General features: G+C 57.3%; 14 protein-coding genes and 1 tRNA gene. 8 read left to right on the top strand and 7 right to left on the bottom strand.

Annotated features, from left to right (window positions below; translation table 11 throughout):
• Window positions 1–102 precede the first annotated feature (102 nt).
• The 4 genes from BUB22_RS08190 to BUB22_RS08205 are packed head-to-tail and all read right to left on the bottom strand — an operon-like array spanning window position 103 to window position 4734.
• A complete protein-coding gene (locus BUB22_RS08190; RefSeq protein ID WP_073114709.1) occupies window positions 103–1374 on the bottom strand; it encodes a DNA replication/repair protein RecF in 1272 nt (423 codons plus the stop codon).
• Complete coding sequence (locus BUB22_RS08195) at window positions 1371–2471, bottom strand: PorV/PorQ family protein (RefSeq protein WP_073114710.1); 1101 nt, start codon at window positions 2469–2471, stop codon at window positions 1371–1373. Before BUB22_RS08195 ends, BUB22_RS08190 begins: the two co-directional genes overlap by 4 nt.
• Entirely contained in the window at window positions 2468–4096 is a 1629-nt protein-coding gene (locus BUB22_RS08200; RefSeq protein WP_073114711.1) for a hypothetical protein, read from the bottom strand. Before BUB22_RS08200 ends, BUB22_RS08195 begins: the two co-directional genes overlap by 4 nt.
• A 2-nt stretch (window positions 4097–4098) precedes the next feature.
• Window positions 4099–4734 (bottom strand): LolA family protein, encoded by a 636-nt coding sequence (locus BUB22_RS08205; RefSeq protein WP_072808535.1) that lies wholly within the window; start codon window positions 4732–4734, stop codon window positions 4099–4101.
• 107 nt (window positions 4735–4841) lie between these two features.
• On the opposite strand from BUB22_RS08205, the gene BUB22_RS08210 reads away from it, so the two are divergent.
• Both BUB22_RS08210 and opgC read left to right on the top strand, forming a co-directional pair.
• Window positions 4842–5984: a hypothetical protein gene (locus BUB22_RS08210; RefSeq protein WP_073114712.1), complete on the top strand. Its 1143-nt coding sequence runs from the start codon at window positions 4842–4844 to the stop codon at window positions 5982–5984.
• A gap of 34 nt (window positions 5985–6018) precedes the next feature.
• Window positions 6019–7077: an OpgC domain-containing protein gene (gene opgC / locus BUB22_RS08215; protein WP_073114713.1), complete on the top strand. Its 1059-nt coding sequence runs from the start codon at window positions 6019–6021 to the stop codon at window positions 7075–7077.
• Between the two features lie 71 nt (window positions 7078–7148).
• Here opgC and BUB22_RS08220 read toward each other — a convergent pair whose 3' ends face one another.
• Window positions 7149–8210: an LptM family lipoprotein gene (locus tag BUB22_RS08220; RefSeq protein WP_073114714.1), complete on the bottom strand. Its 1062-nt coding sequence runs from the start codon at window positions 8208–8210 to the stop codon at window positions 7149–7151.
• Between the two features lie 146 nt (window positions 8211–8356).
• Between BUB22_RS08220 and BUB22_RS08225 the strand changes: the two genes are divergently transcribed.
• The 4 genes from BUB22_RS08225 to BUB22_RS08240 all read left to right on the top strand — a co-directional run bounded on the left by BUB22_RS08225 (window position 8357) and on the right by BUB22_RS08240 (window position 11346).
• Window positions 8357–9787, top strand: coding sequence for a glycogen synthase (locus BUB22_RS08225; protein ID WP_072808544.1), 1431 nt, complete (start codon window positions 8357–8359; stop codon window positions 9785–9787).
• Window positions 9778–9851 (top strand) — tRNA-Ile (locus tag BUB22_RS08230). The genes BUB22_RS08225 and BUB22_RS08230 overlap by 10 nt, the downstream gene beginning before the upstream one ends.
• A 93-nt stretch (window positions 9852–9944) precedes the next feature.
• Entirely contained in the window at window positions 9945–10136 is a 192-nt protein-coding gene (locus BUB22_RS08235) for a 4Fe-4S binding protein (RefSeq protein ID WP_073114715.1), read from the top strand.
• Window positions 10129–11346: a geranylgeranyl reductase family protein gene (locus BUB22_RS08240; protein ID WP_073114716.1), complete on the top strand. Its 1218-nt coding sequence runs from the start codon at window positions 10129–10131 to the stop codon at window positions 11344–11346. Before BUB22_RS08235 ends, BUB22_RS08240 begins: the two co-directional genes overlap by 8 nt.
• Window positions 11347–11354: 8 nt before the next feature.
• Here the strand turns inward: BUB22_RS08240 and BUB22_RS08245 are convergent, their stop codons facing one another.
• A complete protein-coding gene (locus tag BUB22_RS08245; protein WP_073114717.1) occupies window positions 11355–12065 on the bottom strand; it encodes an NAD(P)H-binding protein in 711 nt (236 codons plus the stop codon).
• 9 nt (window positions 12066–12074) lie between these two features.
• Window positions 12075–12680 (bottom strand): fibrobacter succinogenes major paralogous domain-containing protein, encoded by a 606-nt coding sequence (locus tag BUB22_RS08250; protein ID WP_073114718.1) that lies wholly within the window; start codon window positions 12678–12680, stop codon window positions 12075–12077.
• An 89-nt stretch (window positions 12681–12769) separates the two neighbouring features.
• Here BUB22_RS08250 and BUB22_RS08255 point away from each other — a divergent pair, with 89 nt between their 5' ends.
• Together BUB22_RS08255 and BUB22_RS08260 are read left to right on the top strand one after the other, a co-directional pair.
• Window positions 12770–13018, top strand: a complete 249-nt coding sequence (locus tag BUB22_RS08255) for a hypothetical protein (protein WP_175547268.1) — start codon at window positions 12770–12772, stop codon at window positions 13016–13018.
• Between the two features lie 222 nt (window positions 13019–13240).
• Window positions 13241–15715 (top strand): glycogen/starch/alpha-glucan phosphorylase, encoded by a 2475-nt coding sequence (locus BUB22_RS08260; protein WP_073114720.1) that lies wholly within the window; start codon window positions 13241–13243, stop codon window positions 15713–15715.
• The last annotated feature ends 94 nt before the right edge of the window (window positions 15716–15809 follow it).

A 15809-nucleotide genomic window follows, 5' to 3' on the forward strand; every position in this document is an offset into this window, starting at 1 on the left:
GCGTAGCGTCATCCTGAGCGCGTAAGCGCGAAGGATCCGGTTATGGATTTTGTCATCCCCGTCTTTACGCGGGGATTTTTCTTAGGGAGGGCGAAGCCCGCCCTAGTCGCTTAGGCTTATTTCCGCATCCGCCATAAACGGCAGTTCCTCGACCTGCGGAGTGGCGATGAGCACCTGGCAGTCCTTCTCGCGGATGAGCGATGCGACCGCCCCGCGGCGATCCACGTCAAGTTCGGCGAATATATCGTCAAGCAGGAGCACCGGTTTTGTGAGGTAGCGGGCAGCCACATCCACCGCAGCAAAGCGCATGGCGATCGCCGCGGAACGGCACTGCCCCTGCGAGCCCACGGAACGCATCTCGTAGCCCGATGCACAAAGCGCGAGGTCGTCCTTATGCGGGCCCGACATCGTGATTCCCTGCAACTTTTCGATAAACTCGAGGCCCGCGAGTTTTTCCGCGAAGGCGTTCTTCAGCATTTCTTCGCTCACGGGAGCGTCGCTCGCACTGCCGCTACCCGCAACACATGCGTCATTCGGGTTGCTGCCAGCGCCGTTTTGACCTGCGCCGTTTTCGCCAGCATCGCATCCCTCCGGAACATACTGCGGGCTACTTTCGGCAGCAACCGCCTCCAGCTCATTCTCGTCCATGAACACCGCCGCATCCAGCGCGTCCAAATCCTTCAAGATGGAGCTCTTGTAATTGCAGGTAATGGTATCCACCCCACCCGAGAGCCGCCTGTAGTATCCGGTGATTATCGGGGAAATCTCGTTCGAGAGGCTAATGCGCGCCGCCCAGAGCTTCGCCCCGAGCGCAACAAGCTGGTCCGTAAGCACGTGGAACAAGTCCTCGCCGCCGAGCGCCGCGCCATCCTTCTTGAACTGCCTAAGCCACTGGTTACGCTGCTGCAATACGCGCCTGTAGTCGCGCAGCACCTTCGCGTTCGATGCCGACCTAAAGCACAGAATCTCGTCGAGCCAGCGCCGGCGTATTTCAGGTGCACCGCGCAGCAGTTCTATGTCAGAAGGCTGCATAATCACCGCAGGCGCCTTCCCGAAAAAATGCGAAACCGCGCGCAACGGCTCGCCGTTTTCCTTCACGATGTTCTTGTAGCGCCCGACCTGCACAGCACGCGCAAGTTCACGCCCGTCGTACTCGAACGCGCCCCGCAGAATCATCTCGTTCGCATTCCAGGCAATAAGTTCCTTCAGGTCATGTGCCCGAAACGAGAACCCCTGCGCCAGCAGGTGCACTGCCTCCAGCACCGTAGTCTTTCCGCACCCGTTCTTTCCGTGAATCACGTTGATTCCGGGTACAAAGCGGTATTCCCGCCCGTCAAGACTGCGGACGTGCGCTAGCGACAGCGAACTTATCACGGGATAAAGCCCCTCACACCAAGGCTCAGCGGGTTCCATAGCCCAGCGCTGGATTCATACGTCAGGGCATAGTTCACGTCGAACAGGTAACGTTTCTTGCCTATGCGTATGTTGAACTTGTATCCCAGGCCAATCATCGCATCCAGGTCGTCCATGCCTATACGCACCGTCCCGTCGGGAATAATCTCGCACTCGAATCCTACGCGGCCCGTCCACACGTGATGTTGCGGGTCAAACACGAGCAAGGTATCCGCCACCTGGTAGTCGAGCGCTTCCATCCAGGCATATACGGGCTTGCCCAGCACCTTCGAGCGGTAGCCGAGCCCCACCTGCAACACCTTCGGGCGTACGCCTTCCGTAGAGGCTATGCTGTTGTCCGTACTCGGGCTGCGAGACCAGCGGGCCGAAAGGTTCCTGCCGAAACTGATGTTCCTGATGACAACCGACGTGGACCACTTTTCGTTCCACTGCCTGAGCCAACCCAGGTTTATCGCCACCGGGCTCGTGAAGCCGTCCACCATCTCGATGCCATCGTAGTATTCGGCGACATCCATGTTGTCGTAGCCCAGCGAGAGCGATATACCGAAGGCATCGCGGCGAGTCGCGCGGTAAGAGAACCCGAGATACATCATCGTGAAAAACGGGGTCGCCGTACCGAGAGTCTGGTCGTCGTCATCAATCACGTCGAAGTTTATATCGCCGCGGTAGAGCATCGCGAACCCCACGCCCATGCGGTTTCCAACCGGCGTTTCGAGCCCGAGGGAACCGCCCATGCGGTCAAGACTCCTGCGTTCGGCATTGAGCGTGTAGTTGAAGTTCTGGCGGAACCCGAGAATAGCGGGGTTCCAGTAGGCACCGGGCATAGAGGCCGTATCCGCAGAGCCCGTATTGCCGCGCCCGAGTTCGCGCGCACCCGCGCCCATGCGTTCCACAAAGCCGTCAAAGCCACCGAGGGCAGCCTTCTTGTCAACAACGCCCGCAAATGCAGATGAAGCCAACAGCAATCCAACAAGGAGAGCATGCAGGAAGGAGATTGCCACGGACCTGCTGCGCAGGTCCTCGCAATGACAATTCCGAATCTCAAGTCTCGAAATCATCGGGTACCCCCTAGCGTCATGACCTTGCCCCAGCCCACATGGCCGTGGTTATCCTTCACGCGCACGTAGTACACGCCCATCGCGCAGGGGTTCCCGTAATCGTCAAGCCCGTCCCAAACGTCTTCCTTCGCGTTCGTGGAGCGCGAGGCATCCGCAAAGCGCGGGGCGGATTTCACAATCTTGCGCACCTTCTTCATGTCGTAACTGAACACCTCGATGGTAATCTTCGAATCCTTGCTTACCTTGTACGAAACAAGCGATTCGCTACCCGCAGTTATCACCGAAGGCACCATGCGCACCGTTCCCAGGTTCCCGCTCAGTTTCGCGCGGTTCAGTATCGGCGTCCAGGTTCGCCCCGTATCCGCCGAAACAGATATGCCGTTGCCGTAGGTGGCAACCGCAAGCCCTGTCGTATTCTTCTCGAGCGGGAAAGCGGCTATATCGCAAATCATCACGTCGCGGTCGGTCACACCCATCTCGAAACCGAAAAGCCACTGGCTTTCTTCTTCGTCGCTTTCATAGGCTCGCACCCCGAGCGAATCGACCCGCAAGAGCCCGGTCACGGAGCCGCCCACAGTCCGTACCGCAACAAGCGCCTGTTTCCCGACAAAGGCCACATTGCTTACCGTGTAATCGGCATTGTCGTACACGTCCTTCTTCTGGGAGTTTCCCTTCACGTCGATAAACGGCACCTTCGCAAAATCGCCCGACTTTTCTACATACTTGCGCCAGAGGCCACCCTTCATAGATTCCTTGCCCTGCGCCTGAGTCTCGGCAATAACCATAAGCGGGTCGCCGCCAACCCACACGCCCGTAACGCGCATGGAATCGAGCACCTTCGAAGCGCTAGCAAGCTTGCCATCCGCAGAAAGCACCCAGAGCCCGCGGGCCGTCGCCATCCACAGGTCGCGCGTATTCGGGTCCAGCGCCACGTCAAATACCTCGGTGTACTTCTTGAGGTCCTTCGAGGCATTCAGCTTGAGCGTATCGAGCGTCTTGTTCTCGCGGTCAAAGATAAGCCTGAATTCCTTCGGGTCGTTCGCACCGCGCGAGATGTCGTAACCCGTAAGGCCGAGCATGCCGCGCGCAATCCAGAGAGTCTTCCGCGTCGAATCGTAGGCAAGGCCGCTCACCGCATACGTCATCGCAGAATCGAGCTCTTCCGCCGCGCTCGGGAGTTCAAGCGGTGTCTCGAAAATGTCCTCGGTACTGCGCACCGAGATAATACCCTCGGGCTGGAGCAAGTTCCCGTTGTTGTCGAGTCCGTACATCGGGTAAACGAGCCCGAGCCTGCCCGCATTCTCGGCAGGTATGCGGCGGTGGTTCGCATTCACGTCCGTAAATATGCCATCGTGCACGGCAGTCACCGAATCAGAGAGCGGGCCCTGTTCCGTACCCGAAACCTGCACCTGCCCCGAAGCAGAAACCTTCAAGTCCAGGCGGGTCACCCCGCTGTTCATATCACCACGCGAAAACACCCACAGCGACCCGTAGTCACCCCCCGGTGCTACAGAAAACGCCCAGTTGCTGAACAGCGTCTCGGTGGCGGCAAGGGCAAGCGAAGACGCCACGGCAACAACGCCCGCGACACGCCTAGCAAAACCCGCATTTACCAAAAAATTCATCGTTACCTCATGTCGATTTCGTCGACATCCTTGCCCGGTTTAAACTTGAAATCGTCGGGCGAAACCTTCTTTACCACGTTCAGCTTGAGAATGTTGTACCACGAGGAATTCCCCGCGGGGTCAACCGTAAACAGGCGCACCGGCGAAAAGTCCTTCTTCGAGAGCCATACTTCCATCTGGTCGAACTGGCCCGCATACTTTGAGGCGTCGAGCTTTAGCACCCACAACTTTTGCTTGTTGAATTCCGCTTCCTTCAGTTCCTTCGCCTTGCATTCCAAATACTTGAACAGCATCTCGGAGGGGTGGAACGCCGAAGAAAGGTCCTCGATAGCCTTGATGAGCACCTGGTTCTGTTCGGGGTTGTACTGCCACATGCTCTCGCCGTCGCTCACGAACTCGATTCCCGCGACCTTCAGGCGGAACCTATCGGCATCGGCCACCAGGAGCGTTCCCGTCTGGCTTACGATATCGGGCGACTCCGCATAAAAAATCTGCACCTGGAACTCGAGATTCCAGGCCTTGCCGGACTTGAACCACTCCTTGGAGCCCTTGAGGGCCTCGTCGGCGGTAACCGCGAAGGAATTGACGGCCAAGACGCCCAATGCACACAAAGCAATAAACAGACTACGAATTTTCATAAATCTCCTGTATATACACAAAAATACAAAACGTAAGCGCCCGCGACGTTGGGTTTTTGCAAGATATATTTCTATCTTTTGTCCAAGAACTTTTTTGGAAGGATTTTATGCGCAAACTCATTTTGCCCATCGCCCTCGCGTCCGCATCTTTTGCCCTCGCCTTGGATGTCGAACTGCACGGTAACGTAAACTTTGACTACGGCAGCTATTTTGACAGCGATTTCGACCCGACTAATGCCGCCAACCAAGATATCGACCTTGCCGCCAAGGCAAAACTCGACGAGAACGTGTCCGTAACCGTGAAGGCCAACACGCACAGCACCTACGTCGATTCTTCCGACGGCATGGCAAAGGCGTCCGAAACCCGCCGCCACTACTTTGCCCGTTCCACCGCCATGGGTGACGGCGGAAGGTTCACCGAATTCAACTTTGATGGAGTGGAACTCCGCTGGGACGTGACCCATTCCATCGGCCTCGTGTTCGGCGACCTCACCTACTCTGCAGGCGCGTTCAACTACTACTACTGGCGCGACCCCGCCCGCTACGCGGTCATTGTCCGTGAATCGCACCTGCGCGGTGCCGGTATCGAAGTCGGCAACGAGAAGTACGGCAACGGTAAGGTCTATATGGGTGCATCCGAGAACAACGTGCACTCCATGGCCCTTTTCGGCACGTACTCCTACCCCATCCTGAACCACGTGGACGAACACCTCGTGCTTACCCCGAGCGTGGACTGGCTGTTCGGCAGCGAAATCAGCCGCAGCTACACCTACACGTTCGGCCTGGAAGTGGACTACACCAAGAGTTTCGAGAAGATGAACTACGGCATCTACGCCGTGTGGGGCATCCACCCGTACAAGGGCAAGGGCGTCCACTCCTTCCTCCTGGAACCGAGCTTCAACTACGACTTCTTCAACCTGAACATGAACTTTTTCTACGCGATTACCGACGAAGAATACGACGCCGAACCGCAGATCTTGACAGAAGACCAGATGATGTTTGCCGTCGAGCCGAGTTTCAACCTGCACAAGAAGTTCACCATGGGCGTGAGCTACGAATACCACGACCGCGACACGAACAAGGATAGCAACAAGTCCGAAAACTTCGACGACTCGTTCCACTACCTCGGCATGAACTTCTACCTGTACCCGACCCTGAAGACGGAACTCGTGTTCTGGTTCGGCTACAACTTCAACGACCAGGTCGATACCGACTTCGCGATGGGTATCAGCGCGAAGGCCAGCTTCTAGCCTTTGACAGGCGAGCCTTCCCCCGGAAGAATCCGTGAGAATCAGGGCGCTTGACTCGATCCGCGGGCTTCTGCTGTTGCAGATGACCCTTGACCATTTCGGAAGGCCCATATCGTACTACCTGTACCAGTGCTTCGGCTTCTTCAGTGCGGCCGAAGGCTTTTTTTTCCTGTCGGGATTCGTCGGGATGCTTGCCGCCACAAGCAAGGGAGTGAAGGACCCGAAGCAGTCCTGGATGCGTTGGCGTGCGTTCAAGACGTGGCGCTACCACATCGTGACGCTTGTGTCGCTTTGCCTGGCAGCGTGGCTGTTCCTGCCGCGAGTGGGCTACCTGTTCGAATCCATCTACAGCCACCCCGCATCGGGAAGCGCGTTCAGCCTCCTGCTCGCAAATACCCCCGAGTATCTCGACGTGCTGCCGCTGTACGTGATTTTCCTTCTGGCGGGTTCGTTCGTGTTCCCGCTGTTTACGCGGGCGGCGCGCAAGCGGCAGGTGCTATGCCTCTGGCTCCCCGCCCTCGCGCTTTGGATTGCAGCGCAATTCGGGCTCCGCGACGCGTGTAACGGTATCTTCCCGCAGTGGATACACCACGGGGACTTCGACCCGTTCGGCTGGCAGTTCGTGTACTTCTCGGGAGCGGCGACCGCCTCCTGGTGGCGCATCGCCCGCAGGGACGAATCCGCCGACAACGCGCTCGCCGTAAACGCGGTCCGGCGAGCAACCCCCGCAATCATCGTGCTTCTCGTTTTCTGCTTCCTCTGGTCGCACCAGTTTATCGCCCTCGCGGAGCCGGCCAGTTTCTGGACCAGCAAGGTGCACGTCGGCCCGCTCCGCTTCGCGAACTTCTTTACCTTCATGCTCTTGATATGTGCGGTTGTGCGCAGGTGGCCCGCCCTGCTCGACTTCAGGGCGACCAACGTGATGGGGCGGCATAGCCTAGATGTCTATACCGCGCACATCGTGCTCATTTATCTCTGGATGGCGACCCCCGGAACGCTCCGTTACCACGGGCCGTGGAACGTCCTTGTCCCGCTTGTGGCCTGCGTCTTGCTCTGGGCCCTCGCGAAAGCCCGCGAACCGCGGGCACCCTGATGTGGTTTTCGGTTCATACAAAAACACCCCGGTTTTTACCGGGGTGCGCGTTGAAATTCTTGTAGCGAGAATTACTGACCGAGGAACTTCTTGCCGATGCCGAATTCATCCTTGTACTGGATGTAGTCCGGAACGAAGCCCTTCTCGAAACTGAAGGTCACGTTCAGGCCGCACTGGAATTCGTTCATCAGCTTGCCCTTTTCGCCGGCCTTGAGGTTCTGGCGCTTCTTCTCGATCTTTTCGTCACCCTTCTTGCCCACGAGCACTTCGGCTTCGCACCAGCCGGTACCGGCCTTGGCGTTGACGGACTTGCCCTCGGTAGAGACGAGCGTGATGTTAGCCGGGTCGAGCACGGTGTTGTTGCCGGTCGATGCCCAGAACTGCAGTTCGCCGCTCAAGGAAGTCGGGGTGATCTTGATGGTCGGGAGGGCCATCACGTAGCCCCACTTGTCCACGCGGTTCTTGCCGGAGGGATCGGGGATGTTTTCGCCGAAGATGAGGAAGTAGCCACGCGTGCCCTTGCGGCTCTTGTTGAGCGCTGCCTTCACGTCGGCATTTTCCGGAGCGATTTCGGCAATGCGGAGCAGGTAGTATTCGCAAACCACCGGATCGGTTTCTTCGTTCGCTTCGGCGAGGGCCGGTCCGACATAGAGGTTTTCTGCTTCGGTACGGATGGTCTTCACGGAGGCCTCACCCACGTTCATCCTCTTCGCGATGGAGAGCGCAGTGTCGATCTTTGCGAACGCCTGAAGGGTAGAACCGTAGTCCAGTCCCTGCTGGGCAGCCTGCTGCTTACCAATGGTAGCGTAGCTCGTCACGAATTCTTCAATCACTTCGGGCTTCTGCACCTTGGAAATGTTGGTGGCGGCCTTGTCGAAGTAACCGCTGATAAGGTCGCTGTTGATGTTGCTCTTGGCTTCGATGTTCGCGCCGCGCACTAGGGCGAGCGTGAAGTTGTCGTAGAACTCGTCAGAGACTTTACCCTTCTTGAGGGCATCCAGGTAGGAGTTGATGGCGTTCCTGTAACGCTGGTTTTCCAGGTGTTCGTCGCCACGCTTTTCGTTGGCACCCTTACAGCCGGAGAGCGCAAAGGCGACCGACACGGCTAAAGCGGCAAGAAAAATTTTCTTCATTGATTTAATCCTCAAGGATAAAGTTCAAAATAAGCCCCAAATCGAGCCAAAAGCGCGTTTCAGGTCTACCATACGATAATTTAATTAAATAAATTTGTCATATATCACTCGTATTCGTAAATTTTTATTTGGAGTGTGTATAGGGAATGAGAATTCTGGTCGTCAGTCCAGAAGCGGGCAATTGGCTAGTGCCCAGTCCGCTCACCACGGCAGTCAACCGACTTGCCGACGCATTCGCCCAGGCCGGGGTGAATGTTGTTACCTGTTCCCCGTTTTACAAGAACCATTTACAGAATCCGGAAAACTACAAGTGCGTTTTCCGCGGGACGGAGCGCCTTCAGGGCAAGGTTTACGAAATATGGAAATCCGAGACCGACCCGCTGCACACCTATATCTATAACGAGGAATACTTCGGCAGGCCCTACGTCTACGGCCCTCCTAAAGACGTCCCCTACGGCGACAACCACCTCCGGTTCGCCTTCCTCGCTTCGGCCTGCCTGAGCTACGCCATCGAGTCCAAGACCGAATTCCAGGCAATTCTCGGGCACGAATGGGGCGGCGCACTCGCCGGAGCCCTCGCGCACAACACCTACAAGGAAGAATTCGGCGACGTGCCGTTCTTCTTTACCGTCCACAACATCACCTACGACTTCCACGTGAGGTCCGAGGAAATCGAAAAGATCGGCCTCCCGCGCGAAAGGTACAACATGGACGGCTACGAGTTCTGGGGCAAGGTAAGCCTCCTCAAGGCGGGCATCTGCTTTGCCGAGAAAGTCCTGTTCCCCTCGCCCGGCTACCGCGACGCGATGCTCAACACGAACCTGCCCGGCGGACTCAGCGGCTTTTTGAACCACAACGCCGACAAGCTTATCGGCGTCCAGTTCGGTGTAAGTTACCGGGTATGGGACTTCAACCGCGAAGAACAGCTCCCCATCAAGGAAGCGAAACACAGGGCCAGGCTTGCGCTGCAAGAGCAACTCCACGTGGACTTCGGGTCGAAGTTGGTCCTCTACGTGCACCTCGACGAAGAAGCGGGCAACACCTCCGAGACGCTCGCGACAATCCTCGCCGACATCACGAAGCAGGACGTGTTTATCGTCGTGGGCATCTCGCCCGAAGACCCGGAATGGAACTTCTACCAGGACGTGTCGAAGCAGTACCCCGACATCATGCACGTGATGCCCATCGACCGCGAGACCGAGAACGTCCGACCGCTCAAGGAGGTCCTCGCCGGTTCCGACATCCTGTTTGCCGCAAACCTGCGTGAACCGTCCACATCGATTATCCTCAAGGCGCTCGCCTGCGGAACACTCCCGCTCACCGGTTTCAACGTCGGGGTCGCCACAATGCTCGACGACTACACTCCCGAAACGGCAGGCCGCGCAAACGCATTCCTCGTCGAAGACGCGAACGCTCCGCACCAGATGCTGCGCAGGCTCAAGGACGCGTTCCACGTGTACAAGAACGAAGTCGCCGACTGGGACAAGGCGGTGGTAAACGCCTACAGCGGATTCCACTACGAGTGGGCACGCACAATTTCAAAATATTTGCTAATATTGGGCGAACTGGGGCTTTAGCTCAATCGGTTAGAGCCACGGACTCATAACCCGTTGGTTCCCGGTTCAAGTCCGGGAGGCCCCACGAAAACCCCGCAGCCGCAAGGTTCGCGGGGCTTTTCCTTACCCACTGTCATCCCCGCGTAGGCGGGGATCTCTTTTACTATATTATTTAACGATGAAGAAACTCGTTCACGACCGTAAAATCTGTCTCGCCTGCGCAGGCTGCGTGGGCGTGTGCCCCAAGATGGCGCTCGACATGTTCGGGCTCGACCTGCAGATTGATTCCGAAAAGTGCGTGCGCTGCGGCATCTGCGTGAAGGCGTGCCCCGTCGGTGCGCTCACGATTACGGAGGTGAACGATGCTTGATTCCCGTTACGATGTCGTGGTGATTGGCGCAGGGCCCGGCGGCTCCGTTGCCGCAAGGAACTTGGCACGGGCGGGGCACAAGGTATTGCTCCTCGAGAAGCGCGAACGCATCGGCTTCCCGGTACGGTGCGGGGAGGCGAGCACTACGCTGGCCGACCTCCAGACATATGGCCCCATCGACGAGAGCTGCATCGAGAGCATCATCAACGGCCTTTACATTTACGGCCCGAACGGCGTGAACATCGAAGTCCCCAAGCCGAACACGGGCATCATGCTCAACCGCGAAGTCTTTGACCCGTGGCTTGCAAAGCTTGCTGCCGACGACGGCGCCCAGGTAGAAACCTGCGCACGCGCCGAATTCGTGGGCGACGTCGAGGGCGATGCCCGCATGGTGCGAGTCGTACTCGGGAAAGGCAACGGCGACGGTAGCGTGACCGAAACGGGCACGCAGGAAATTTTTGCGAAGATGGTCATCGCGGCCGACGGCGTGGAAAGCCGTATCGGGCGCATGGTGGGCCTCAAGAGCGCACAGGACCCGCGCGAAACGTGCACGGGAGTCGACATCCAGGTGCAGGGGCTCTTGACCAAACCCGACTACCTCACCTTCTGGCAGGGCCACGACTTTATCAACGACGGCTACATCTGGAGTTTCCCGAAGCAGAAGTCGAACGTCACGAACTTCGGCGCAGGGTTTCTCGCCGCGGGCAAGCATGCGGGCAACATTCTCGAAATCACGATGGAATGGCTCGAGAAGCTCTTCCCGGGGGCAAAAATCAACCATACCGTTGGCGGGCTCGTGCCTGTTTCCAGCACGCTCAAGGACTACACGCTCGACCGCCTGGCCCTCGTGGGCGACGCCGCCCACCACACCAACCCGCTCACGGGTGGTGGCATCGCTGCCGCGATGAGGGCCGGCCGATTCTGCGCCGACTACGTGGACATGGGCCTCAGGGCAACCTCCGGCGAGGCTGCGGCACTCAGCCGCAACTTTCTCAAGCAGTACGAAAAGCGCTGCTACGAGTACTTCGGCAAGACGCACGATTTCGAGTACAAGTTCCGCAGGTTCCTGCTCGCCATCAACCGCGAAGACCAGATTGGCCTCTACAAGGTACTGCAAGGGTTCGCCCTGAGCGGGTACAAGAAGAGCGCCTTCTTAAAAACTCCCGTCCAGACCGCCAAATACCTGTACAAGTTCTGGAAATTCAAGTAAGCGGTCCGCTAGAACAACCCTTCTGCATTCGTGCTCGAAAGCACACGGTTATATATAATCCGCTTGCCCTTCACGCCGGCGCTTGCGCAAACATGGTCGAATGGAGGCTTGAGCATCGAGGCCACAAGATGAGCCGCGACGGATTCCGCGAACACCGGACGGATTCTCGCCGGCAGTATCGCGAGATGCTTGCCAAAAATCTTCTGCATGAGTTCTTCGCCGAATCGCTTGTCCTTGTGCTTGCCGAGCAGTAGCGACGGGCGCACGAGCGTGAGCGCCTCGAAGTTCATCATCGTGAGACCTTCCTCAAGCATGCCCTTCAGGCGGTTGTAGAAGAACGGCGAATGCGAATTCGCGCCCTGCGCACTCACGCACAAGAAATGCCTCACGCCCGCCTTCTTCGCGACAGCCGCAAGCGATAGCGGGAGCCTCACATCGATTTTTTCCTGCGCGGGCTTGCTACCCGCCTGCTTGATGGTCGTGCCGAGGCAGCATATTGCCGCGTCGAGGCCCGCAAACTTCTCGCGCAACTGGTCCACCTGTTCAAAGTCAACCACATCGAAGTCAACTTTCGCGGCACCCTCTAAAATACCGGTTTCGGCAGGCTCGGGCACGCGACGTACCGGGCAGTACACATGCTCCACCTGGTCAAGGCGCACCAGGAGCGTCAAGACATTTTTTCCGATCAGGCCGGTCGAACCGAAAAGCGCAACTTTCATACTGTAAATTTAGTCCTTTACGCAGCGGACAGAATTTCCAAAGCCCCGTCCCCTATAACTAAAATAAGGAGCATTATCAGCATCGACCAAATTCATCTCGTAAAGTTCCTTGTTCGCATTTTCCGTAGAACCCCAAAAGCCTGTACCAACAGTCTCTTCAGAGAATCCTTCATCATCCCCCGTGGTTCCCCCATCGAACCAAGTACCGGCAGGCAGTGCCGAAAAACCGAAAGCATCCGAGCCATTGCCACCATCGTTCCAACCGCTTTTCGATTTCAGTTTCTCACCCGCAATTTTTTCACCACCGACAGTCTTTATCAAGACCTTGAATTCATCCATACTGGGCAAGTGCCAGCCCGCAGGACACGCCTTCAACGCAGCATCCCTCGTGTAAAGGCGACCATATTTTTTGCAGTTGCTAGTGTCATTGTTGTAACAATAACTGTCCGCTATTTCGTAGTTCAAATTCTCCGCCATCCACGTTTGGTTGCCAATCTTCACTGTCTTGTACTTCTTGCCATCGCGCGGGTCTTTCAACACATTCTCCGCCTCGTTACACCCGATAAGGGCAACCGCCATCAGCGCAATCAAGATGAAAAAGAACCTTTTAGACATGTTTTAAATATATGATTTTTGAAGAGATCCCCGACCAAGTCGGGGATGACAGCACGGATTATCGCATCCCTTTTTCTATCTTTTTTACCATGGCATTCTTCACGAGATCGAACCTTGACGACCTGCGGCGCGAAGCAGACCAGCTTTCTATCTGCGTCGAACACTTCCTGTACGCATCCGAAATCGTGCCCGAATGGGACGAGAAGACGAAGGGATTCTACGACAACTGCATCGAGAAATGTAACGGCCGGCTCAAGGCCATCCACTTCCTGATGGAAAACATCCGCACGCAGAAAGAATCCATTCCAGACACACAAGAAAAAGCACAAAATGACTGAAATAAACAAGCCAAACCTGCAGTAGCGTCGGCCAAGGATGGGGAGGGTGCAGGGAGGGGCCCGTGCGGCCTTCGCAACTCTGAGCTGGGGCCCCGCCCGCATACATTTATAACCCGCTTTTAGAAAAAACATTTTACATAAAAAATCGTTTTTTCTAAATTTTAGCCCGAAAAAATCGGGTTTCCCGAACCAGAATTTAAACTTTAACCCATAGGCTTAGTCATGGCAAAAGCAACCAAGAAAGCAGAAGAAGTCGAAGTGCTCGGCACCGACGCGGAATCGTTCCGCAAGGCGTTCACCGACCACATCCACCACACGCTCGCCCGTAACAAGGTGACCGTGACCGACCACGAGAAGTTCCTCGCTGTCGCATACGCCGTCCGCGACCGTCTCGTGGACCGCTGGATCAAGACCCAGGAGACCTACTACAAGCAGGACGTGAAGCGCGTCTACTACCTCTCCCTCGAATTCTTGATTGGCCGCACGCTCGGCAACTCCGTGCTGAACCTCGACGTCGAAAGCGCCGTCACCGAAGCGCTCGACGAAATCGGCATGACCCTCGAAGAACTCCGCGAACAGGAAGTTGACGCTGGTCTCGGCAACGGTGGCCTCGGCCGCCTCGCCGCCTGCTTCCTCGACTCCATGGCAACGCTCGAACTCCCGGCCACCGGCATGGGCATCCGCTACGAATACGGCATGTTCAGCCAGAAGATTGTGAACGGCGAGCAGGAAGAACAGCCGGACAACTGGCTGCGCCTCCCGAACCCCTGGGAAATCGCCCGCCCGGCCAACGCCATCAAGGTCCCGTTCTACGGCTACGTGGTGAGCTGGATGGACGAGAAGGGCAAGCTCCGCAACCGCTGGGAAACGAAGGACTACGTGCTCGCCCTCCCGTACGACACCCCGATTCCGGGCTACAAGAACAACACCGTGAACAACCTGCGCCTCTGGAGCGCGAAGTCCACCGACGACTTCGGCCTCAGCTACTTCAACAACGGCGACTACATCGCCGCCGTGCAGGACATGGAACTTTCCGAAACGATTTCCAAGGTGCTGTACCCGAACGACTCCTCCATGAACGGTAAGGAACTGCGCCTCAAGCAGCAGTACTTCCTGTGCTCCGCCTCCCTGCAGGATATCATCAAGCGCTTCAAGAAGCTCCATGACGGCGATTGGAAGAAGTTCCCCGAGAAGGTCGCCATCCAGCTGAACGATACGCACCCGGCCATCTCCATCGCCGAAATGATGCGCATTCTCCTCGACATCGAGAACATGGAATGGGACGAAGCCTGGGACATCGTCACCAAGACGTTCGCCTACACGAACCACACCCTGATGCCGGAAGCCCTCGAGAAGTGGCCGGTCAGCCTCTTCGAGAAGCTCCTCCCGCGTCACCTCCAGATCATCTACGAAATCAACGCACGCTTCCTGCGCATGGTGAGCATGAAGTGGCCCGGCGACAACGCACGCCTCGCCCGCATGAGCCTCATCGAGGAAGGCGGCTGCAAGATGGTCCGCATGGCCTACCTCTCCATCGTGGGTTCGTTCGCCGTGAACGGCGTGGCCGCTCTCCACTCCGACCTTTTGAAGACCACCCTCTTCAAGGACTTCTACGAACTGTGGCCCGAAAAGTTCAACAACAAGACGAACGGCGTGACGCCGCGTCGCTGGGTCCGCAAGGCCAACCCCGCCATGTCGAGCCTCATCACCAAGAAGATTGGCGAAAGCTGGGTCAAGGACCTCGATGACTTGCGCAAGCTCGAGAAGTTCGCTAAGGACGCCGCATTCCAGAAGGAATTCATGGCAGTCAAGAAGCAGAACAAGGAACGCCTCGCCAAGTACCTCAAGGCAACGCAGGGCGTGGATGTCGATACCGATACGTTCTTCGACGTGCAGGTGAAGCGCATCCACGAATACAAGCGCCAGCTGCTGAACATCCTCCACGCCATCCACCTGTACATCCAGGTGAAGGACGGCAAGGAAATCCTGCCGCGTACCATCATGATCGGTGGTAAGGCCGCTCCGGGTTACTGGATGGCCAAGCAGATCATCCGCCTCGCGAACGCCGTCGCCGCCATCATCGACGCCGACCCGGTCTGCAAGGGCAAGCTCAAGATGGTGTTCCTCGAGAACTACCGCGTCTCCTTCGCCGAGAAGATTATCCCGGCGGCTGACCTCTCCGAACAGATTTCTACCGCGGGCACCGAAGCCTCGGGTACCGGCAACATGAAGTTCGCCCTCAACGGCGCGCTCACCATCGGTACGCTCGACGGCGCCAACGTGGAAATGAAGGAAGAAGTCGGCGACGAGAACATCTTCATCTTCGGCCTCACCGTCGAAGAAGTCACCGACCTGCTCGCCAAGGGCTACCGTCCGCGCGACTTCTACGAGAAGGACGACGACCTGCGCCGCGTTATCGACCTCATCGGTTCCGGCTTCTTCAGCCCCGACCGTCCGGACCTGTTCAAGCACATTGCAGACAAACTCCTCACCCACGACCCGTACATGCTCTGCGCCGACTTCCGCAGTTACGTGGACATGCAGGCCAAGGTGGCGAAGGAATACCAGAACAAGAAGGCATGGGCCGAGAAGGCTATCCTCAACGTGGCCCGCATGGGCAAGTTCAGTTCCGACCGTACCATCAAGCAGTACGCCGAGGAAATCTGGCACGCCAAGCCCTGCAGCATCAAGCTGTAATCGGCCCGTTTGTCATCCCCGGCTTGACCGGGGATCTAAGATGTTCGCCTGCGCGAACATGACGACTGTAGAAAGTCCCGCGAGAAATCGCGGG

Origin of the sequence: Fibrobacter sp. UWCM, assembly GCF_900129735.1 — a bacterium.
Taxonomy (GTDB): domain Bacteria; phylum Fibrobacterota; class Fibrobacteria; order Fibrobacterales; family Fibrobacteraceae; genus Fibrobacter.

Coding starts and splice junctions, on each gene's coding strand:
- BUB22_RS08235 (WP_073114715.1), top strand. CDS start 9,945: ATGAAGAAACTCGTTCACGACCGTAAAATCTGTCTCGCCTGCGCAGGC.
- BUB22_RS08255 (WP_175547268.1), top strand. CDS start 12,770: ATGGCATTCTTCACGAGATCGAACCTTGACGACCTGCGGCGCGAAGCA.
- BUB22_RS08260 (WP_073114720.1), top strand. CDS start 13,241: ATGGCAAAAGCAACCAAGAAAGCAGAAGAAGTCGAAGTGCTCGGCACC.
- BUB22_RS08210 (WP_073114712.1), top strand. CDS start 4,842: ATGCGCAAACTCATTTTGCCCATCGCCCTCGCGTCCGCATCTTTTGCC.
- BUB22_RS08205 (WP_072808535.1), bottom strand. CDS start 4,734: ATGAAAATTCGTAGTCTGTTTATTGCTTTGTGTGCATTGGGCGTCTTG.
- BUB22_RS08225 (WP_072808544.1), top strand. CDS start 8,357: ATGAGAATTCTGGTCGTCAGTCCAGAAGCGGGCAATTGGCTAGTGCCC.
- BUB22_RS08240 (WP_073114716.1), top strand. CDS start 10,129: ATGCTTGATTCCCGTTACGATGTCGTGGTGATTGGCGCAGGGCCCGGC.
- BUB22_RS08200 (WP_073114711.1), bottom strand. CDS start 4,096: ATGAATTTTTTGGTAAATGCGGGTTTTGCTAGGCGTGTCGCGGGCGTT.
- BUB22_RS08250 (WP_073114718.1), bottom strand. CDS start 12,680: ATGTCTAAAAGGTTCTTTTTCATCTTGATTGCGCTGATGGCGGTTGCC.
- BUB22_RS08195 (WP_073114710.1), bottom strand. CDS start 2,471: ATGATTTCGAGACTTGAGATTCGGAATTGTCATTGCGAGGACCTGCGC.
- BUB22_RS08245 (WP_073114717.1), bottom strand. CDS start 12,065: ATGAAAGTTGCGCTTTTCGGTTCGACCGGCCTGATCGGAAAAAATGTC.
- BUB22_RS08220 (WP_073114714.1), bottom strand. CDS start 8,210: ATGAAGAAAATTTTTCTTGCCGCTTTAGCCGTGTCGGTCGCCTTTGCG.